Here is a 20521-nt window from a genome sequence, read left to right on the forward strand (position 1 = left end):
TGCCGACGATATCGATCAGCTGAAGATGTTCACCCGGTGCTCGAGCTCGGCGCGAGCCTTCTTGGCACGCTTCTCGGCTTCCTTGACCGACGCCTTCAACTGCTTCTGGGCGTCCTTGCCGCCGTGCTTGTACTGCTTCTTGTACTCCTTGCGCGCCGCGTCGAACTGCTTGCGCGCATCCTTGCCCGACTTCTTGGCCTGCTTACGGGCCTTCTTGCCGTACTTGTCGACGAGGTCACCACCGTCGTGCTTCGCACGCTCGGCCAGGACCGAGCCCTGTGCTGCGGCAACCTCGGCGAACTTTCCGCCGCGGTCCTGAGCGACCTCGGCGAACTCCGCCGCACGCTTCGACGCAAGATCCGCCCACTTGGAACTGCGCTCCTGGGCGAGCTCGGCGAGCTTGCCTCCACGATCCTGAGCGACGACCGCGAGATCGGACCCGCGATCGGCCGCGACGGCCGCGAGTTGCTTGGCCTTCTCGCCGGCGACGGACAGGGTCTCGTTGGTCTCGGACTGGCCGGGAAGGGCGTGAACCACTGCTTCCTGTGCAGCCTTGGCGGCCTTCTTGCTGCGCCAGGCGACCGACGGCTTGCCCTCGGTGTCGACGGCCGCGATGAGCAGTCCACCGAGGAGGCTGACGTTCTTGAGGAAGTGGATGCGCTGCGCTGCCTTCGCCTCCGGGTCGGTCTCCTCCCAGAAGGGATGACCCGCGAAGGTGGTGGGAACGAGGCTGCCGGCGAGGGCCACGGAGGCGATCCGCGGAGCCTTTCCGGAAGCGAGAAGAAGCCCGCCGCCGATCTGGACGGCGGCGTTGACCTTCACCAGCGTGTCGGGATCGGTGGGAACGCTCTGCGTCACCTCGTCGGGAAGAACTTCCTGACCCTTCTCGATGAGGGGGGCGGCCGCCTGCTTCTCGAACTTGGGGTTGCGCAGTGCGTCCACACCCCCCGCGATGAAGATAGTGGCGAGCATCGGTCGGGCTATCCGGCGGACAATCACTGAGCCTCCTGCGTTGCGGCTGATATTCGGTGCACGACATGTGTTCTGGACGACAACAACTCTAGGTCTACCCCGGCCGAACGCGGTCCAACCCCGCGCGCGTCGTCACCATCCCCGAGAGCGCCATTCGGGAAGCGAACCGCGTTCGGCGCCCAGGGTGGTGTCCGCGCCGTGGCCGGGATAGACGACCGTCGAATCCGGGTAGGCGCCGAAGATCTTGGTCTCGACGTCGTCGAGGAGAGAGGTGAAGTTCTCCGGTCCGTCGGTCTTACCGACGCCACCGGGGAAGAGCGAGTCCCCGGTGAACAGGTGGACCACGCCGTCCGCGGGGTCGGTGAGTGCGAGCGCGACGGAACCCGGCGTGTGTCCCACGAGATGGACGACGTCGAACGCCAGGCGACCGACCTGCAGGGTCTCGCCTCCGTCGAGAAGGGTGGTCGGAGCAACCGGCAGGGGTTCGGCATCGAGCCGGTGGGCCGCGGACTCGACGTCGGTGCCGCCGACGATGTCCTCGAGCGCCTGCCAGTGGTCGGGATGGGAATGCGTGGTGACCACCATCGTCAACGACGGGGCCTGATCCGCCACGACGGCCGCGAGGGTGGACGCGTCGTTCGCGGCGTCGATCAGGACGGATTCCCCGGTCGCGGAACACACGACGAGGTACGCGTTGTTGTTCATGGGGCCGACCGACGTCTTCACGATGGCGGCGTGGGACAACCGTCGTCGCTGAGATTCGCCGCCCGGCGAGACGTCGCCGGTGTAGTCGTCGGAGATCGTCGGTGCCGAATCGCTCATGGCTTCAGATTACCGACGGTGTCCCTGGTCACGTACCGGGGCCGCGCAGGCGTGAACCTGTCGGTGGTCGGGCATATGGTCGGAAGGGCTCGACCGGAGCATTCGCCGGAACCGTGCGCCGGGTCCACCGGATCGGACACCGGCAACACCGGATCGGTCGCCGGCAACACCCGGGTTCGACCGAGCCCCTCGAGAACACAAGTCACCATCCACTGCGGCCGTCGGCCGCGAACGACGAAGGGACCACCGTGGCGGATCGCCTGGTCGTGCAGGGCGCACGGGAACACAACCTGAAGGGCGTCGACATCGACCTCCCGAGGGACGCGATGATCGTGTTCACCGGCCTCTCCGGGTCGGGCAAGTCCTCGCTGGCGTTCGACACGATCTTCGCCGAGGGCCAGCGTCGGTACGTGGAGTCGCTCTCGGCGTACGCCCGGCAGTTCCTCGGTCAGATGGACAAGCCGGACGTCGATTTCATCGAGGGCCTCTCGCCCGCGGTGTCGATCGATCAGAAGTCCACCAACCGGAATCCGCGATCCACGGTCGGAACCATCACCGAGGTCTACGACTACCTCCGTCTGCTCTACGCGCGCGCCGGCACCGCACACTGCCCACGGTGTGGGGAGCGGATCGCGAAGCAGACTCCCCAGCAGATCGTCGATCAGGTGCTCGCGATGGAGGAGGGGCTGAGGTTCCAGGTCCTCGCGCCCGTCGTGCGCACCCGCAAGGGCGAGTTCGTCGACCTGTTCGAGCAGCTGAACACCCAGGGTTACTCGCGTATCCGGGTCGACGGCACGGTGCACCAGCTCTCCGACCCGCCCAAGCTCAAGAAACAGGACAAGCACGATATCGAGGTCGTCGTCGACCGACTGACGGTCAAATCCTCGTCGAAGCAGCGGCTGACCGACTCCGTCGAGACGGCGTTGCGGCTGGCCGACGGCATTCTGTTGCTCGATTTCGTCGATCGTGAGGAGAACGCGGCCGACCGGGAACGTCGTTTCTCGGAGCGCCTCGCGTGTCCGAACGGCCACCCGCTGTCGATCGACGACCTGGAGCCGCGATCGTTCTCGTTCAACTCCCCGTACGGCGCGTGCCCCGAGTGCGTCGGCCTCGGCGTGCGCAAGGAGGTCGACCCCGAGCTCGTGGTCCCGGATCCGGATCTGTCTCTGGCCGACGGAGCCATCGCGCCGTGGTCCATGGGGCAGACCTCGGAGTACTTCGGTCGACTGCTGTCCGGTCTGGCCGATGCGATGGAATTCGACATCGACATGCCGTGGCGCAAGCTTCCGGCGAAGGTGAAGCGTGCCGTCCTCGAGGGCAGCGAACATCAGGTCCACGTCCGCTACAAGAACCGGTACGGGCGCACTCGGTCCTACTACGCGGAGTTCGAGGGCGTCATGCCGTTCCTGCATCGCCGGATGGAGCAGACCGAGTCCGAGCAGATGAAAGAACGCTACGACGGGTACATGCGAGAGATCGCGTGCCCGGTCTGCGACGGCGCCCGGCTGCGCCCGGAGATCCTCGCGGTCACCATCGAGGCCGGAGACTTCGGCCCCAAATCGATCTCCGAGGTCGGTTCGCTCTCCATCGCCGACTGTTCCGAGTTCCTGAACACGCTCACGCTCGGGCCCCGTGAGGAGGCCATCGCCGGGCAGGTGTTGAAGGAGATCCAGGCTCGACTCGGATTCCTGCTCGACGTCGGTCTGGAGTATCTCTCGCTCTCGCGAGCCGCCGGCTCGCTCTCGGGCGGCGAGGCCCAGCGAATCCGCCTGGCCACGCAGATCGGCAGTGGTCTCGTCGGCGTCCTCTACGTTCTGGACGAGCCGTCCATCGGGCTGCATCAACGGGACAATCGTCGACTCATCGAGACCCTCACCCGGTTGCGTGACCTCGGGAACACGCTCATCGTCGTCGAACACGACGAAGACACCATCCGCACGTCCGACTGGGTCGTCGACATCGGACCCCTCGCCGGGGAGCACGGCGGCCGCGTCGTCCACAGCGGGTCCTACGAGAAGCTGCTGAGCAACCCGGAGAGCCTGACCGGCGCCTACCTGTCCGGCCGCTCGTCGATACCCGTTCCCGCGCTACGCCGACCGATCGATCCCAAGCGCAAGGTCACCGTGGTCGGTGCTCGTGAGCACAACCTTCGCGAAATCGACGTCAGCTTCCCGCTGGGGGTACTCACGGCGATCACCGGGGTCTCGGGATCGGGCAAGTCGACCCTGGTGAACGACATCCTCGCCACGGTGATGGCGAACAAGCTCAACGGCGCCCGTCAGGTGCCGGGTCGACACACCCGCGTCAACGGCCTGGACCAGCTCGACAAGCTGGTGCGCGTGGACCAGTCACCGATCGGCCGAACCCCGCGGTCCAACGCGGCCACCTACACCGGCGTGTTCGACAAGATCCGTACCCTCTTCGCCGCCACCACCGAGGCCAAGGTTCGCGGCTACCAGCCCGGACGGTTCTCCTTCAACGTCAAGGGCGGCCGGTGCGAGGCCTGCTCCGGCGACGGCACGCTGAAGATCGAGATGAACTTCCTGCCGGACGTCTACGTTCCCTGCGAGGTGTGTCACGGGGCGCGTTACAACCGGGAGACCCTCGAGGTGCACTACAAGGGCAAGACGATCGCCGAAGTCCTCGACATGCCCATCGAGGAAGCGGCGGAGTTCTTCCAGCCGATCACCTCGATCCACCGCTACCTCGCCACCTTGAACGAGGTCGGCTTGGGGTACGTGCGCCTCGGCCAGCCGGCCACCACGCTGTCCGGCGGCGAGGCGCAGCGTGTGAAACTCGCGGCGGAACTGCAGAAGCGTTCGATGGGTCGGACCGTGTACATCCTCGACGAACCCACCACCGGTCTGCACTTCGAGGACATTCGCAAGCTGCTGCTGGTCATCAACGGACTGGTGGACAAGGGAAACACCGTCATCGTCATCGAGCACAACCTCGACGTGATCAAGACGTCGGACTGGGTGATCGACATGGGCCCCGAGGGTGGATCCGGGGGTGGGCAGATGGTGGCCGAGGGCACCCCCGAGGACATCGCCGCGGTCCCGGAGAGCTACACGGGAAAGTTTCTCCGAGAGACTCTCGAGGCCGCCTCGGCGACGCCGGTCCCCGTCAAGCGGGTTCGACGCAAGAAGCCGGTGCCGGTGTCCTGACCGACCCGCCGCGTCGCCGGGGGCCCGCGCGGCCCGTCGGCGACGGGTCAGTGAACGGGACCGGTGTATTTCTCGCCGGGCCCGGCTCCGGGTGCGTCGGGATGAGCGGACTGCTCCCGGAAGGCACGCTGAAGTGCTTGCAGCCCTTCACGAATGGGGCCTGCGTGAGGTCCGAGGTACTCCACCGACGAGGTGACCAGACCGGCGAGCGCGGTGATGACACGGCGGGCCTCGTCGAGATCGAGATGCGGACTGGCCGACGGATCGGCCTCGGACAGTCCGAGTTTTTCCGCAGCCGAACTCATCAGCATGACGGCGGCGCGGCTGATCACCTCGACGGCGGGAACGTCGGCGAGTTCACGAACGCTCGAATCCGGGTCGGTGGGATCGGGCGTTCCGGGGTCGATGGTCATGCCAAGAGAATGTCACGGACCAGCGAGTCCACGGTCGTGGAGGGGTTCTCTGCCCTAGTCGCCCCCGCCGCGCACCCTCCGAACTGCACCGATTCGGAGTTCCCTCCGAACCGGTGATAGTGTGTCTGGACGACCGCCTGCGAACAGAGATGCTCGCGGGCAGCAAGTGGAGTCCGACTCCCACCGCCGCACGATCAGTGCGTCGGTCCGGTCCCGCCTCACCGCACGGTGAGCGGTGTGGCCTCTTCGGAGGCACCGAAGCGACACGTCGCCTCGGACCGGTCGGAACCGGACCCCGCTGCTCTCGATCACGTCGAGTGCACGGGGTTTCGTCGTTCGTACCGTCCGTCGACGGCGAGCGACACGGGGCCGGCGGAAGACGGGCGATGCGAGCGCCGGTGGCAGCGTGGAAGGACGACGCGGTCGCCAGGTCAGCACGACAACCGTCACCGCACTACCGAGGAGGCCCCATCAGCACTGAGACCCGCATCAACGATCGCATCCGAGTTCCCGAGGTCCGGCTCGTCGGGCCGGGTGGCGAACAGGTTGGCATCGTGCGTGTTGAAGATGCGCTCCGCTTGGCTCTCGAAGCCGATCTCGATCTCGTCGAGGTCGCTCCCGACGCCCGTCCACCGGTCTGCAAGATCATGGACTACGGCAAGTTCAAGTACGAGGCTGCTCAGAAAGCGCGTGAATCGCGCAAGAACCAGACACTCACCGTGATCAAGGAGCAGAAGCTCCGACCCAAGATCGACGATCACGACTACGAGACGAAGAAGGGCCACGTGGTCCGCTTCCTCGAAGCCGGATCGAAGGTCAAGGTGACGATCATGTTCCGCGGACGCGAGCAGTCGCGACCGGAACTCGGCTATCGCCTCCTGCAGCGCCTCGGTGCCGACGTCGCCGAGCACGGTTTCGTCGAAACTTCGGCCAAGCAGGACGGTCGCAACATGACCATGGTGTTGGCTCCGCACAAGGGCGCCAAGACCAGGGCCAAGGCGCAGGAAGCGTCGCAGGCTCCGCCGGTCACCCGCGCGTCGTCGGCCCCGCCGGCGGCCGACCCGGCACCGGCGGCCGACCCGGCCCCCACGGCTCAACCCACTCCGGGCGCATAAGCGCTCGTGGTTGTCGGGTGCAGCCGCGATGCACCACGATCGCGCTGTGTCCGACCACGTAGCACCACCGACCGAGCAATACAGAACTGAGGACTCAATGCCCAAGGCGAAGACACACAGCGGCACCAGCAAGCGCTTCAAGGTGTCCGGTAGCGGAAAGATCCTGCGCCAGAAGGCGGGAAAGCGCCACCTTCTCGAGCACAAGTCCTCGCGCGTCACCCGTCGGCTGTCCGGTAAGGCCGTGGTCAGCCCCAACGACGTTCCGCGCGTCAAGCGACTTCTCGGTATCTGATTTCTTTCCCACCCGGGCTCACTGAGCCCCAGATCGACAGGATTTTCCAGTGGCACGCGTAAAGAGGGCGGTCAACGCCCAGAAGAAGCGCCGTTCGATTCTCGAAGCGTCCAGCGGTTACCGCGGACAGCGCTCACGTCTGTACACCAAGGCCAAGGAGCAGCAGCTCCACTCGCTGACGTACGCCTACCGCGACCGTCGCGCGCGCAAGGGTGACTTCCGCAAGCTGTGGATCACGCGCATCAACGCTGCGGCTCGGGCCAACGACATCACGTACAACCGTTTCGTCCAGGGCCTGAAGATCGCCGGTGTCGAGGTCGATCGCAAGATCCTCGCCGAGCTGGCCGTCTCGGACGCGGCGGCGTTCACCGGCCTCGTCGAGGTCGCGAAGGCTGCACTGCCGGCCGACATCAATGCACCCGCCGGAGAAGTGGCCTGACCGGCCGATTCGACGACGATTCGAACCGACCCGCGGCTCCGCTCACCGAGCGGACACCGCGGGTCGTTTCGGCTGTCAAGCTGCATCGCACGGCCGAGCGCTCGCGCACCGGTACGTTTCTCGCCGAGGGTGAGAACGCCGTGACCGAGGCGATCCGTGGTGGTCACCTCCGTGAGCTCTTCGCCACCGAACGGTGGTTCACGGACCGCGCCGACCTTCTCGAGGCGGCCGCGGCGTCGGGAGTGCGCCCCCGTCCGATCACCGAGCGGGCGGCGAAGGCCCTGTCCGAAACCGTCACCCCGCCGGGGCTGGTCGGTGTCTGCGATGCCGTCGTCGTGTCCGTGTCCGAAGCCTGCGCAGGTCGTCCGGACCTGATCGCGGTGCCGGTGGGAATCTCCGAGCCCGGAAACGCCGGGACCGTGGTGCGGGTGTCCGACGCGGCCGGGGCCGACGCGGTGGTGTTCGCCGGTGACAGCGTCGATCCGCAGAACGGCAAGAGCGTGCGCGCGTCCGCCGGGTCCATCTTTCATCTTCCCGTCGCCCGCGAGCGGTCGGTGTTCGACGCTCTCGACGCCGTCCGGGCGAGTGGGGTCGCTCTCGTGGCCACCACCGTGGACGGCGAACTCGATCTCGACGACGCGGACGACGTGCTCGCCGGACCCACGGCATGGTTGTTCGGGAACGAAGCGCACGGTCTGCCCGCGGACGTGGCGGCCGTCGCCGATCACCGGATCCGGATCCCGATCCACGGGCGCGCCGAGAGCCTCAACCTCGCCACCGCCGCGGCGGTGTGCCTCTACACGAGTGCGAGGCTGCACCGACGCCGCCGACGATCGGGCCGGTGATCGTGCCGGGGTCCATCGAATAGGATGCGGGACGTCGATCTCCACCGAGATCGCGACGCGTACGTGACGTAGGAGTGTTGCCTGTGGCCCAGAACGACGGTGGGACCGGCGCCGAGGATCAGCCCGGCGCGGAGTTCCTCACGGACGAGGCCATCGCCGCCGCGGTCGAACGCGCCGAGATAGCAGTGGCGGATGCCGCGTCGATCGAGGCCCTCAACGACGCCAAGATCGACCACATCGGCAATCGCGCCCCGCTGGCTTTGGCGCAGCGTGCACTCGGAAGCCTTCCCAAGACCGATCGCGCCGACGCCGGCAAGCGTGTGAAAACCGCACGTGATCGGGTCAAGGTCGCGTTCGGCGAGCGACGCGAGGTGCTCGCAGCCGAGCGCGACGCCGCGGTTCTGGTGGCCGAGTCCATCGACGTCACCCTTCCCGCGGTGCGCCGTCCGGTGGGCGCCCGGCACCCCATCACTGTCATCGCCGATCAGGTCGCCGACGTGTTCGTCGCCATGGGCTGGGAAGTGGCAGAGGGCCCCGAGGTGGAAACGGAGCACTTCAACTTCGACGCTCTGAATTTCCTTCCGGACCATCCGGCCCGCACCATGCAGGACACTTTCCACATCGCGCCCGAGGGGTCACGCCAGGTGCTGCGCACTCACACCTCGCCGGTGCAGGTGCGGTCGATGCTCGAACGCGAGCTCCCCATCTACGTCGTCTGCCCGGGGCGGACGTTCCGCACCGACGAGCTCGATTCCACGCACACCCCCGTCTTCCACCAGGTCGAGGGGCTGGCCGTCGACAAGGGGCTCACGATGGCGCATCTGCGGGGGACGCTCGATGCGTTCGCTCGCGCCCTGTTCGGTCCGGACACCCGAACGCGCATGCGGCCCAACTACTTCCCGTTCACCGAACCGTCGGCCGAGGTCGACGTCTGGTTTCCTCGCAAGAAGGGCGGAGCCGGCTGGGTGGAGTGGGGTGGCTGCGGCATGGTGAATCCGAACGTCTTGCGAGCGTGCGGGGTGGACCCCGAGGTCTACAGCGGTTTTGCCTTCGGAATGGGACTGGAGCGAACGCTGCAGTTCCGCAACGACATTCCCGACATGCGCGACATCGTCGAGGGGGACATCAGGTTCAGCCTGCCCTTCGGCGCCGCCGGCTGACCGACACCGTCCCAGCCGCGAACCCGACGTTCGAACCGATGAGAAGAGAGTCCATCTCGTGCGAGTGCCACAGTCCTGGTTGACCGAGGTCGTACAGAAGGCCGCGCCCGGATGGGCCGTCTCGGCCGACGATCTCGACGCGGGCTTCGTTCGCGTCGGCTTCGAGATCGAGGAGGTTCTCCCGCTCCCGGAGATCACCGGCCCCCTGGTGGTGGGGAGGGTGGCGTCGATCGAGGAACTCACCGAGTTCAAGAAGCCGATCCGTTTCTGCCTCGTCGAGGTCGGAGAGAGTGCTCCGCGCGGAATCGTCTGCGGTGCACGCAATTTCGCCGAGGGCGACCTCATCGTCGCCGCGCTCCCCGGCTCCGTGCTGCCGGGCGGATTCGCCATCGCCGCGCGGGAGACCTACGGACGCACCTCCGACGGCATGATCTGCTCGGTGTCCGAGCTCGGTGTCGGTTCCGACCATTCCGGTATTCTCGTCCTGCCTGCGGGCACCGCGGAGCCCGGGACCGACGCCCGCACCGTGCTGGGCACCGACGACACGGTCTTCGACGTGAACGTCACGCCCGACCGCGGCTACGCCCTCAGCGTTCGCGGGCTCGCCCGTGAACTCGCGTGCGGTTTCGATCTCGAGTACGCCGACCCGGCTGCGACCGTTCGTCCCGTGGTGGACGAGGGTGCGGCCGACGGCGAGGCCTGGACCGTCGACGTACGCGCGGAATCCGGGGCGACACGGTTCGCCGCCCGCCGGGTCACGGCGCTCGACCCGGCGGCGACGTCGCCGTGGTGGCTCCAGCGACGTCTGCTGTTGTCCGGTGTCCGGCCGATCTCGCCCGCCGTGGACGTGACGAACTACGTCATGCTCGAACTCGGGCAACCCCTGCACGCATTCGATGCGGCGACGGTCACCGGTCCGTTGGTCGTACGCCGCGCGGCGGCGGGGGAGACCCTCCGCACCCTCGACGATGTCGAGCGCACGCTGGACCCGGAGGACGTGGTCATCGCGGACGACTCGGGAGTGCTGTCGCTGGCGGGCGTGATGGGTGGAGCGTCGACCGAAGTGGGCTCGGGGACGACGGACATCCTGCTCGAAGCCGCGATCTGGGACCCGCTCGCGGTGTTCCGGACCGCACGGCGCCACAAGCTGCCCAGCGAGGCGAGTCGTCGGTACGAACGCATCGTCGATTCCGCTCTGCCCGTGCGCGCTCTCGATCGAGCGGCGTCCCTCCTGGTGTCCATCGCGGGCGGTCGCGTGGAGTCGAGCCTCACCGACGTCGGTGGACCCACCGCGATGACCTCGGTGACGATCGATCTCGATCTCCCCGATCGCGTCGCCGGCGTCGCCTATGCACCCGGGACCGCGGTTCGGCGGCTGACGCAGATCGGCTGCGACGTCGCGGTGGACGTGAGCGACGACGGACGGGCCGTGGCCGAGGTGACTCCGCCCAGCTGGCGACCGGACCTGAGGCAGCCGGCCGATCTGGTCGAGGAGGTTCTGCGACTCGAAGGGCTGGAGTCGATTCCGTCGGTGCTGCCGACGGCGCCCGCCGGACGGGGACTGACGGCGACTCAACGGCGGCGACGTGCCGTGGGCCGAGCCCTCGCGTACACCGGACACGTCGAGGTTCTGGCTCCGGTCTTCCTTCCCGCCGGAGTTTTCGACGTGTGGGGCCTCGCTCCCGACGATGCGCGTCGAGTCACCACGCGGGTACTCAACCCGCTCGAGGCCGACCGGCCCGAGTTGGCCACCACACTTCTCCCGGGCCTCTTGGAGGTAGCGGCGCGCAACGTCTCCCGCGGACAGCGTGACCTGTCGCTGTTCGCGGTGGCGCAGGTGGTGCAGCCCGGTGAGGGCACCCGGCCGGTCGACGCCCTCGCGGTCGATCGCCGCCCGTCCGCGGAAGAGATCGACACGCTGAAACAATCCCTTCCGATTCAACCGGTGCACGTCGGTGTGGTGCTGACCGGTGCGGTGACGGCGGCCGGGCCCTGGGGCGCGGGCCGCCCCGCCGAGGCCGCGGACGCGTTCGCGGCCGCTCGGATCATCGCCGAGGCGTCGGGGGTGGAGCTGGAACTGAGTGCGGCGCACCGCGAACCGTGGCACCCCGGTCGCTGCGCGGAACTGTCGGTCGACGGAACCGTGGTCGGGTACGCGGGAGAACTTCATCCCGGAGTGGTGGAGCGCGCAGGACTGCCGCCGCGCACGTGCGCGGTGGAGATCGACCTCGACGCCCTGCCCGTCCGCGAAGTTCTGCCGTCGCCCGTGATCTCGCCGTTCCCCGCGTTGTTGCAGGACGTCGCGGTGGTGGTCGACGAGTCGGTTCCGGCCCACGCGGTGGAACAGGCGTTGGTGACCGGAGCGGGCCCGCTGCTGGAGGAGATCAGGATCTTCGACGTGTTCGTCGGAGATCAGGTGGGTGAGGGAAAGAAGTCGCTGGCCTTCGCGTTGCGGTTCCGAGCGAGCGATCGAACGCTGACCGAGAACGAGGCCAGTGCCGCGCGGGACGCCGCGGTGGAGTCCGCTGCGACGGCGGTGGGGGCGTACCTGCGCCGATGACCGGGTCGGAGCGCCGTCGAACCCGTTGACGAATGAGCTTGCACGGTAGTGCATAATCATCGTATGGATTCAGCAACCTCACCCGATGCCCTGTCGGTGGCCGTCGCCGGGGCCAGCGGGTACGCCGGCGGCGAGATCCTGCGCCTACTTCTCGCGCACCCCGCGCACGTCGCGGGACGGCTGCGGATCGGTGCGCTCACCGCAGGCGGCAACGCGGGGTCGACTCTCGGTGAACACCACCCGCATCTGGTGCCACTGTCCGGTCGCGTCCTCACCGAGACGACGGTGGAGCAGCTGTCGGGCCACGACGTCGTCTTTCTGGGCCTCCCGCACGGTAATTCAGGCGCAATTGCTGCGGCCCTGTCGGCGGACACGGTGGTCATCGACTGCGGCGCGGACTTCCGGTTGACCGACGCGTCCGCATGGGACCGCTGGTACGGCGGAGAGTACGCCGGGCACTGGCCCTACGGACTTCCCGAACTGCCGGGTGCCCGCAACATTCTCGCGGGAGCGACGCGCATCGCCGTCCCCGGCTGCTATCCCACGGCGGCGACCCTGGCCATGGCCCCGGCACTCGACGCGCACCTCGTCGAGCCGTACGTGACCGTCGTCGCGGTGAGCGGGAGCTCCGGCGCGGGACGAGCTCCGAAGGCCAACCTCCTCGGGTCCGAGGTGATGGGTTCGGTCCGCGCCTACGGCGTCGCCGGCGCGCACCGGCACACCCCGGAGATCCGGCAGAACCTCTCTGCCATTGCCGGGTCCGAGGTCACCGTGTCGTTCACGCCCGTTCTCGCCCCGATGCCGCGAGGGATCCTCGCCACCTGCTCGGCGCGCACCACCGCGACCGAGGAGACGGCACGGGCGGTGTACGAGAAGTACTGCGCGGACGAGCCTTTCCTGCATCTGCTTCCGCGCGGACACCAGCCGCAGACCGGGTCGGTTCTCGGATCGAACGCCGTTCACCTTCAGGTGGAGGTGGACGCGGACGCCGGAATGCTGGTGGTGACCTCCGTCATCGACAACCTGACCAAGGGCACGGCGGGTGGCGCCGTGCAATCGATGAACCTCGCCCTCGGTCTTCCCGAGACCGACGGGCTCTCGACGGTAGGAGTGGCACCATGACGACGCCGAACGACACCGATCAGGCGCCGGCGGGCGTTCTCGTCCGTCACCAGGGCGTCACGTCGGCCGCCGGATTCCGCGCGGCCGGCATCGAGGCGTCGATCAAGGCGAAGGGCGGACCGGACCTCGCTCTGGTGTTCAACGAGGGCCCGGATCTCGCTGCGGCCGGTGTCTTCACCGTGAACAAGGTCAAGGCCGCACCCGTGCTGTGGTCTCAGCAAGTGCTGCGCTCCGGCGCGCTGCGCGCCGTGGTCCTGAACTCTGGTGGCGCCAACGCCTGCACGGGAGCGCCGGGGTTCCAGGACACTCACCGCACCGCCGAACACGTCGCGCACACCCTGAGCAACTGGGGCACCGAGACCGGCGCGGCCGAGATCGCGGTGTGCTCCACGGGCCTCATCGGTGATCGGCTTCCCATGGACAAGGTTCTGGCCGGTGTCACGACGGCGGTGCACGAGTTGGCCGGTGGCATCTCCGGTGGAACCGACGCGGCGTACGCCATCATGACCACCGACACCGTCCCCAAACAGGCCGCCATCCATCACCAGAATGGCTGGAACGTCGGCGGGATGGCCAAGGGCGCCGGAATGCTCGCCCCGTCGCTGGCGACGATGCTCTGCGTGATCACCACCGACGCGGTGGCCACCGCGGAACAACTCGACCTCGCCCTGCGGTCGGCGACCGCGTCGACCTTCGACCGGCTCGATGTCGATGGCGCCACCTCCACCAACGACACCGTGCTGTTGCTCTCGTCCGGAGCCAGCGGCGTCGAGGCCACGCAGGCGGAACTGAACGCCGCGCTCCATGCCGTGTGCGACGACCTCGCGGACCAGTTGATGGCCGACGCCGAGGGTGTGACCAAACGGGTCCGGGTCACCGTCGCAGGCGCGGCCTCGGAGCACGACGCTCTGATCGCCGCGCGTACCGTCGCCCGTGACTCCCTGGTGAAGACGGCGCTGTTCGGATCCGATCCCAACTGGGGCCGCGTCCTCGCCGCGGTGGGAATCGCTCCCGTGGAACTGGACCCGGACCACATCACGGTCTCCTTCAACGGACAGGCGGTGTGCGTCGACGGGATGGGCGCACCCGGCGCACGCGAGGTGGATCTGTCGATGGTCGACATCGACGTGTCCATCCACCTCGGCGCCGGCGACCACGAGGCGACGATCCGCACGACCGATCTCTCGCATGCCTACGTCGAAGAGAACTCGGCGTACTCCTCGTGAGCGATCTGCCCGCCGCCGACACCGCCCGCGTGCTCGCCGCAGCTCTGCCATGGCTGCAACAGTGGGCCGGAAAGACCGTCGTGGTGAAGTACGGCGGCAACGCGATGATCGACGACGGACTCAAGCGGGCGTTCGCCGCCGACATGGCGTTCCTGCGTGCAGTCGGTGTCCACCCGATCGTGGTGCACGGCGGCGGACCCCAGATCACGGCGATGCTGGGCCGGCTCGGACTCACGGGCGAGTTCCGCGGTGGCTTCCGGGTCACCACCCCCGAGGTCATGGACGTCGTCCGGATGGTTCTGTTCGGCCAGGTGGGGCGAGAGCTCGTCGGTCTGATCAATGCCCACGGACCGTATGCGGTGGGGATCTCGGGGGAGGACGCTCATCTGTTCACCGCCACTCGCCGTACCGTGCTCGTCGACGGTGAGGACACCGACATCGGCCTGGTCGGCGACGTGACGACGGTCGATCCGAGCGCGGTGAACGATCTCGTGGGCGCCGGCCGCATACCGGTGGTCTCGACCATCGCCCCCGACGCCGACGGCGTGGTCCACAACATCAACGCCGACACCGCGGCCGCCGCCTTGGCGGAGGCCCTGGGGGCGGAGAAGCTCGTGATCCTCACCGACGTCGAGGGGCTCTACACGCGCTGGCCCGACCGAGGGTCCCTGGTGTCCGAGATCGCCGCGTCGGACCTCGAGGAACTGCTGCCGCGCCTGGACGCCGGAATGGTGCCCAAGATGGAGGCCTGCCTGCGCGCGGTCCGCGGCGGGGTACCGAGCGCGCACGTCATCGACGGTCGGCTCGAGCACTCCGTTCTGCTGGAGCTCTTCACCGGCGAGGGAATCGGAACCATGGTGACGTCGGCGACGCATCCGCGCACGACACCAACACACCACGAAAGGGGTTGACGAGATGGCTGATTCGACGAGTACCGAGGACATGCAGCAGCGTTTCTCCGGCGCGCTCATGAACAACTACGGTGTCCCCCGCGTGGCGCTGGTGGAAGGTCGCGGAGCCGTGGTGACGGACGCCGACGGCAAGGAGTACCTCGACCTCCTCGCCGGCATCGCGACCAACATTCTGGGACACGCGCATCCGGCGGTGGTCGAGGCCGTGACCGCTCAGGTCGGTCGTCTGGGCCACACGTCCAACCTCTACGTCAACACCCCGTCGGTGGAACTCGCCGAGCGACTGCTCGAGCAGCTCGGTACGGGCGTGGACGCCAGGGTCTTCTTCTGCAACTCCGGCGCCGAGGCGAACGAGGCGGCCTTCAAGATCGCTCGACTGACGGGCCGGCCGAACATCGTGGCGGCCGAGGGATCGTTCCACGGGCGGACCATGGGCGCCCTCGCGCTGACCGGCCAGCGCGACAAGCGCACTCCGTTCGAGCCGATGCCCGCCGGAGTGACACACGTGCCGTACGGCGACATCGAGGCGCTGGCGGACGCGGTGGACGAGAACACCGCCGCGGTGTTCCTGGAACCCATCATGGGGGAGGGCGGCGTCGTCGTCCCGCCGGAGGACTACCTGACGGCGGCGCGTGAGATCACCGCTCGGCGGGGTGCGCTCCTGGTGCTCGACGAGGTCCAGACGGGCATCGGCCGGACCGGATGGTTCTACGCCCACCAACGCTTCGGAGTCGTCCCCGACGTGATCACCCTGGCCAAGGGGCTGGGCGGTGGACTTCCCCTCGGCGCCTGCATCGGGATCGGCCCTGCGGCGAGCCTGCTGCAGCCGGGCAAACACGGAACCACGTTCGGCGGCAATCCGATCAGCACCGCCGCCGCGCTCGCCGTGCTCCGCACCCTGGCGGAGTCCGACCTTCTCTCGCACGTCGACCGGCTCGGCAAGACCTGGCGCAACGACATCGAGGCGCTCGATCACCCGGCGATCGACCACGTCCGCGGGGCCGGGCTCCTGCTGGGCATCGTGCTCACCGAACCGGTCGCGGCCGACGTGGAACTCGCCGCACGACACGCGGGCTTCCTGGTCAACGCGGCCCAACCGGGTGTCGTCCGGCTCGCGCCGCCGTTGATTCTCTCCGAGGATCAGGCCTCGAGCTTCGTCGACGCGCTCCCCGCGATCCTGGACACCGCAACCCACCGGAAGGCAGATCACTGATGCTGCGGCACTTTCTGCGTGACGACGACCTGACCCCCGACGAGCAGGCCGAAATCCTGGCGCTCGCAGCCGAACTGAAGAAGCAGCCGTTCTCGGAGCGTCCGCTCGAAGGACCGCGTGGGGTCGGGGTCATCTTCGAGAAGAACTCCACCCGTACGCGATTCTCCTTCGAGATGGGTATCGCCCAGCTCGGTGGTCACGCCGTGGTGGTCGACGGGCGCAGTACGCAGCTCGGCCGCGAGGAGACGCTGCAGGACACCGGCCGGGTGCTCTCGCGGTACGTCGACGCCATCGTCTGGCGAACCTTCGGTCAGAAGCGATTCGAGCAGATGGCAACCGGCGCCACCGTTCCCATCGTGAACGCGTTGTCCGACGACTTCCACCCGTGCCAGGTCCTCGCCGATCTGCAGACCCTCGCGGAGCGCAAGGGCTCCCTGCGGGGACTGCGGTTGACGTACTTCGGAGACGGTGCCAACAACATGGCACATTCACTGATGCTCGGCGGCGTCACCGCCGGGATCGACGTCACCGTCGCCGCGCCCGAGGGCTTCGTTCCCGCACCCGCGGTGCTGCAGGCAGCGCACGCACGCGCCGAACTGACCGGCGCAACGGTGACCGTCACGAACGATCCGGTGGCCGCGGCGACCGGGGCCGACGTGTTGGTCACCGACACCTGGACCTCGATGGGGCAGGAGAACGACGGCCTCGATCGCGTCGGGCCGCTGCGGCCGTTCCAGGTGAACGAGGACCTCCTCGGACGTGCCGACGGCGAGGCGCTCGTGCTGCACTGCCTCCCCGCCCATCGGGGCGAGGAGATCTCCGACGGTGTGCTCGACGGCCCTCGGAGCGTGGTGTGGGACGAGGCGGAGAATCGTCTGCACGCCCAGAAGGCGGTTCTCGTCTGGCTGCTCGAGAAGGCGACTGCGAGCCGGACGAACTCGGTCCGACCGTGACCGCCGACGATGCCGCGGTCCGGTCCGATCGTGGGCCCGTCACGGCGTCGACCCGAGCCGGGCGTCAGGCGCGCATCGTGGCCCTGCTGTCGGCCCGACCCGTGCGCAGTCAGCCCGAGCTGCAGGCTCTGCTGGCCGCGGAGGGTATCGAGGCGACGCAGGCGACACTGTCGCGCGACCTCGACGAACTCGGGGCCGTCAAGCTGCGCGCGGCGGACGGCGGGGCCGGCGTCTACGTGGTGCCCGAGGACGGCAGTCCGGTCCGTGGCGTGGCCGGCGGTACCGATCGGCTCTCGCGCCTGCTCGCGGATCTGCTGGTCTCCACCGATGCCAGCGCCAACTTCGCGGTGTTGCGCACGCCACCCGGCGCGGCCCACTATCTCGCCAGTGCGCTGGACCGAGCGGCGCTGCCCGAAATTGTGGGAACGGTTGCCGGGGATGACACCATCTTCGTCATAGCCCGAGAACCGCTGACCGGTCGAGATCTGGCCGATCGCATCGAGGAACTCGCTCGCTGATTCGGCATCGCCGTTTCGCACCACGAACACAAATCCGTAACGCAGACAACGAAGGAGCACATACCTCATGGCCGAACGCGTCATCCTCGCCTACTCCGGTGGCCTCGACACTTCCGTCGCCATCAGCTGGATCGGCCGCGAGACCGGGAAGGAGGTCGTCGCGGTCGCGATCGACCTCGGCCAGGGCGGCGAGGACATGGAGGCCATCCGTCAGCGAGCCATCGACTGCGGCGCGGTGGAGGCCGTCGTCGTCGACGCTCGCAACGAGTTCGCCGACGAGTACTGCCTGCCCACGATTCAGTCGAACGCCCTGTACATGGATCGCTATCCGGTGCTCTCCGCGATCAGCCGTCCGCTGATCGTCAAGCACCTCGTCGACAACGCGCGCGCCCACGGCGGCACCGTCGTGGCGCACGGTTGCACCGGCAAGGGCAACGATCAGGTGCGGTTCGAGGTCGGCTTCAACACGTTGGCTCCCGAGCTCGAGGTGCTGGCCCCGGTGCGCGACTACGCCTGGACCCGCGAGAAGGCCATCGCCTTCGCGGAGGAGAACGACATTCCGATCAACGTGACCAAGAAGTCGCCCTTCTCGATCGATCAGAACGTGTGGGGCCGCGCGGTCGAGACGGGCTTCCTCGAGGATCTCTGGAATGCGCCCACCAAGGACGTCTACGAGTACACCGAAGACCCGACGGCGAACTTCACCGCCCCGGACGAGCTGGTCATCACGTTCGACAAGGGCCGGCCCGTGGCCATCGACGGTCGGCCGGTGTCCGTTCTCGAAGCCATCCAGGAACTCAACACTCGCGGCGGCAAGCAGGGCGTGGGTCGCCTCGACGTCGTCGAGGACCGGTTGGTGGGCATCAAGAGCCGCGAGGTCTACGAGGCTCCCGGCGCCATGATTCTCATCCGCGCCCACGAGGAGCTCGAGCACGTCACCCTCGAGCGCGAACTCGGCCGCTACAAGCGGCACACGGACCAGAAGTGGGCCGAGCTGGTGTACGACGGCCTCTGGTTCTCGCCGCTCAAGGGCGCGCTCGACACGTTCGTCCAGCACACCCAGGAGCACGTCTCCGGTGAGATCCGCCTCGTCCTGCACGCCGGCACGATCGTCGTGAACGGTCGGCGCTCCGGCGAGTCCCTCTACGACTTCAATCTCGCGACCTACGACGCGGGCGACACCTTCGACCAGTCGGCGGCGAAGGGCTTCGTGCAGCTGCACGGGCTGTCGTCGAAGATCGCGGCGAGCCGTGATCGCGGTTCGGTCGGCGCGCAGGGACAGTCGGACCTGTGACGACGGAACCCGCCGGCTCGTCGCACGGCACCAACGCCGGGGCTCTGTGGGGCGGCCGGTTCGCGGCCGGACCCGCAGAGGCGATGGCGGCTCTGAGCAAGTCGACACACTTCGACTGGGTTCTCGCGCCGTACGACGTGCGTGCGTCGAAAGCGCATGCGCGCGTGCTGAACTCGGCCGGTCTGCTGTCCGCCACCGACCTCGAGGCCATGCTCGACGGCCTCGACCGGCTCGGTGAGGACGTGGCGTCGGGTGAGTTCGGTCCGGCCGAATCCGACGAGGATGTGCACGGGGCGCTCGAACGAGGACTGATCGAACGGGTGGGTCCGGAACTCGGCGGTCGACTGCGCGCAGGACGCTCGCGCAACGACCAGGTGGCCACGCTGTTCCGCATGTGGTTGCGCGACGCCGTGCGGCGGGTCTCGACCGGGGTCCTGGACGTCGCGGTGGCCCTCACCGACCAAGCGGACGCGCACCCACGCGACGCCATGCCGGGCAAGACACACTCGCAGGCGGCGCAACCGGTTCTGCTCGCGCATCACCTCCTGGCGCACGTCCATCCGTTGCTGCGCGACGTCGAGCGGTTTCGCGACTTCGACCGGCGCGCTGCGGTCTCGCCGTACGGGTCCGGTGCGCTGGCGGGGTCGTCACTCGGCCTGGACCCGGAGAAGATCGCTGCCGAGCTCGGGTTCGACGCGTCGGCCGAGAACTCCATCGACGCCACGTCGTCGCGTGATTTCGCAGCGGAAGCCGCATTCGTCCTCGCGATGACCGCCGTGGATCTGTCTCGGCTCGCCGAGGAGATCGTGTCGTGGAGTACTCCCGAGTACGGCTACGTGACGCTCGCGGACGCGTGGTCCACGGGAAGTTCGATCATGCCGCAGAAGAAGAATCCCGATGTGGCCGAACTGACCCGAGGCAAGACCGGACGCCTGATCGGCAACGTGACGGGGCTGTTGGCGACTCTGAAGGCCCAACCCCTCGCGTACAACCGGGACCTGCAGGAGGACAAGGAACCCGTCTTCGACTCGGTGTTGCAATTGGAAATGTTGCTCCCGGCCATCACGGGTCTCGTCGAGACCTTGACGTTCGACACCGCGCGACTGCGAGATCTGGCGCCGGCCGGCTTCACACTCGCCACGGACATCGCCGAATGGCTCGTGCGCCAGGGCGTTCCGTTCCGGCACGCCCACGAGGTGGCGGGTGACTGCGTGCGGACGGCGGAGGCGGCCGGCATCGGCCTGGACGAACTCGGCGACGAGCAGTTCGCGGCGATCGATTCGGCGTTGACGCCGGCGGTGCGCGAGGTGCTCACCGTGGACGGGTCGATCGCATCCCGCGACAGCCGCGGGGGAACGGCCCCGGCGCGGGTCGTCGAGCAGTCGGCCGGCGTGCGGAACACCATCGCGGCGCTGCGGACCTGGCTCACGGCGTAGATCTCGTCCCTCGACGCGAGGGCTACGGTCGTGTCCGGGTGAGTGTGAGACGCTGTCCTCGCA

General features: G+C 68.1%; 18 protein-coding genes. 15 read left to right on the plus strand and 3 right to left on the minus strand.

Annotation, left to right across the window (positions count from 1 at the left end; all coding sequences use genetic code 11):
* Window positions 1-15: 15 nt before the first annotated feature.
* Together ACY466_RS10210 and ACY466_RS10215 are read right to left on the minus strand one after the other, a co-directional pair.
* The gene (locus ACY466_RS10210; RefSeq protein WP_463252066.1) at window positions 16-999 is read right to left on the minus strand and encodes a DoxX family protein; all 984 of its coding nucleotides are present in this window, start codon (window positions 997-999) and stop codon (window positions 16-18) included.
* A gap of 105 nt (window positions 1000-1104) precedes the next feature.
* Window positions 1105-1794, minus strand: coding sequence for an MBL fold metallo-hydrolase (locus ACY466_RS10215; RefSeq protein ID WP_463252067.1), 690 nt, complete (start codon window positions 1792-1794; stop codon window positions 1105-1107).
* Between the two features lie 248 nt (window positions 1795-2042).
* Here ACY466_RS10215 and uvrA point away from each other — a divergent pair, with 248 nt between their 5' ends.
* Complete coding sequence (uvrA, locus tag ACY466_RS10220; protein WP_463252068.1) at window positions 2043-4961, plus strand: excinuclease ABC subunit UvrA; 2919 nt, start codon at window positions 2043-2045, stop codon at window positions 4959-4961.
* A gap of 47 nt (window positions 4962-5008) precedes the next feature.
* Here uvrA and ACY466_RS10225 read toward each other — a convergent pair whose 3' ends face one another.
* On the minus strand, window positions 5009-5374 hold the full coding sequence (locus ACY466_RS10225; RefSeq protein ID WP_463252069.1) for a DUF1844 domain-containing protein: 366 nt from the start codon (window positions 5372-5374) through the stop codon (window positions 5009-5011).
* Between the two features lie 386 nt (window positions 5375-5760).
* On the opposite strand from ACY466_RS10225, the gene infC reads away from it, so the two are divergent.
* The 14 genes from infC (at window position 5761) to argH (ending at window position 20458) form a co-directional block, all read left to right on the plus strand.
* Window positions 5761-6489 (plus strand): translation initiation factor IF-3, encoded by a 729-nt coding sequence (infC, locus tag ACY466_RS10230; protein ID WP_463252070.1) that lies wholly within the window; start codon window positions 5761-5763, stop codon window positions 6487-6489.
* 97 nt (window positions 6490-6586) lie between these two features.
* On the plus strand, window positions 6587-6781 hold the full coding sequence (gene rpmI / locus ACY466_RS10235; RefSeq protein ID WP_463252071.1) for a 50S ribosomal protein L35: 195 nt from the start codon (window positions 6587-6589) through the stop codon (window positions 6779-6781).
* A gap of 49 nt (window positions 6782-6830) precedes the next feature.
* Window positions 6831-7220 (plus strand): 50S ribosomal protein L20, encoded by a 390-nt coding sequence (rplT, locus tag ACY466_RS10240; protein ID WP_463252072.1) that lies wholly within the window; start codon window positions 6831-6833, stop codon window positions 7218-7220.
* Window positions 7217-8065: a TrmH family RNA methyltransferase gene (locus tag ACY466_RS10245; RefSeq protein ID WP_463252217.1), complete on the plus strand. Its 849-nt coding sequence runs from the start codon at window positions 7217-7219 to the stop codon at window positions 8063-8065. The genes rplT and ACY466_RS10245 overlap by 4 nt, the downstream gene beginning before the upstream one ends.
* An 83-nt stretch (window positions 8066-8148) precedes the next feature.
* Entirely contained in the window at window positions 8149-9225 is a 1077-nt protein-coding gene (gene pheS, locus ACY466_RS10250) for a phenylalanine--tRNA ligase subunit alpha (RefSeq protein ID WP_463252073.1), read from the plus strand.
* Between the two features lie 58 nt (window positions 9226-9283).
* A complete protein-coding gene (pheT, locus tag ACY466_RS10255; RefSeq protein WP_463252074.1) occupies window positions 9284-11785 on the plus strand; it encodes a phenylalanine--tRNA ligase subunit beta in 2502 nt (833 codons plus the stop codon).
* A 63-nt stretch (window positions 11786-11848) separates the two neighbouring features.
* Entirely contained in the window at window positions 11849-12907 is a 1059-nt protein-coding gene (gene argC, locus ACY466_RS10260; RefSeq protein WP_463252075.1) for an N-acetyl-gamma-glutamyl-phosphate reductase, read from the plus strand.
* On the plus strand, window positions 12904-14133 hold the full coding sequence (gene argJ / locus ACY466_RS10265; protein ID WP_463252076.1) for a bifunctional glutamate N-acetyltransferase/amino-acid acetyltransferase ArgJ: 1230 nt from the start codon (window positions 12904-12906) through the stop codon (window positions 14131-14133). Before argC ends, argJ begins: the two co-directional genes overlap by 4 nt.
* A complete protein-coding gene (gene argB / locus ACY466_RS10270; protein ID WP_463252077.1) occupies window positions 14130-15044 on the plus strand; it encodes an acetylglutamate kinase in 915 nt (304 codons plus the stop codon). Before argJ ends, argB begins: the two co-directional genes overlap by 4 nt.
* Before the next feature lie 4 nt (window positions 15045-15048).
* Window positions 15049-16257, plus strand: coding sequence for an acetylornithine transaminase (locus tag ACY466_RS10275; RefSeq protein ID WP_463252078.1), 1209 nt, complete (start codon window positions 15049-15051; stop codon window positions 16255-16257).
* Window positions 16257-17210 (plus strand): ornithine carbamoyltransferase, encoded by a 954-nt coding sequence (argF, locus tag ACY466_RS10280; protein WP_463252079.1) that lies wholly within the window; start codon window positions 16257-16259, stop codon window positions 17208-17210. Before ACY466_RS10275 ends, argF begins: the two co-directional genes overlap by 1 nt.
* Window positions 17207-17728, plus strand: a complete 522-nt coding sequence (locus tag ACY466_RS10285; protein ID WP_463252080.1) for an arginine repressor — start codon at window positions 17207-17209, stop codon at window positions 17726-17728. Before argF ends, ACY466_RS10285 begins: the two co-directional genes overlap by 4 nt.
* Window positions 17729-17795: 67 nt before the next feature.
* Window positions 17796-19022, plus strand: a complete 1227-nt coding sequence (locus ACY466_RS10290; protein WP_463252081.1) for an argininosuccinate synthase — start codon at window positions 17796-17798, stop codon at window positions 19020-19022.
* A complete protein-coding gene (gene argH / locus ACY466_RS10295) occupies window positions 19019-20458 on the plus strand; it encodes an argininosuccinate lyase (protein ID WP_463252082.1) in 1440 nt (479 codons plus the stop codon). Before ACY466_RS10290 ends, argH begins: the two co-directional genes overlap by 4 nt.
* Window positions 20459-20521 lie beyond the last annotated feature (63 nt).

It is taken from the genome of Rhodococcus sp. K11/5, assembly GCF_055193735.1.

What these genes read in the sequence shown, in the direction of transcription:
- ACY466_RS10215 (WP_463252067.1), bottom strand. Translation starts at nt 1,794, where the DNA reads ATGAGCGATTCGGCACCGACGATCTCCGACGACTACACCGGCGACGTC.
- ACY466_RS10225 (WP_463252069.1), bottom strand. Translation starts at nt 5,374, where the DNA reads ATGACCATCGACCCCGGAACGCCCGATCCCACCGACCCGGATTCGAGC.
- infC (WP_463252070.1), top strand. Translation starts at nt 5,761, where the DNA reads ATGCGAGCGCCGGTGGCAGCGTGGAAGGACGACGCGGTCGCCAGGTCA.
- rpmI (WP_463252071.1), top strand. Translation starts at nt 6,587, where the DNA reads ATGCCCAAGGCGAAGACACACAGCGGCACCAGCAAGCGCTTCAAGGTG.
- argC (WP_463252075.1), top strand. Translation starts at nt 11,849, where the DNA reads ATGGATTCAGCAACCTCACCCGATGCCCTGTCGGTGGCCGTCGCCGGG.
- argJ (WP_463252076.1), top strand. Translation starts at nt 12,904, where the DNA reads ATGACGACGCCGAACGACACCGATCAGGCGCCGGCGGGCGTTCTCGTC.
- ACY466_RS10275 (WP_463252078.1), top strand. Translation starts at nt 15,049, where the DNA reads ATGGCTGATTCGACGAGTACCGAGGACATGCAGCAGCGTTTCTCCGGC.
- argF (WP_463252079.1), top strand. Translation starts at nt 16,257, where the DNA reads ATGCTGCGGCACTTTCTGCGTGACGACGACCTGACCCCCGACGAGCAG.
- ACY466_RS10290 (WP_463252081.1), top strand. Translation starts at nt 17,796, where the DNA reads ATGGCCGAACGCGTCATCCTCGCCTACTCCGGTGGCCTCGACACTTCC.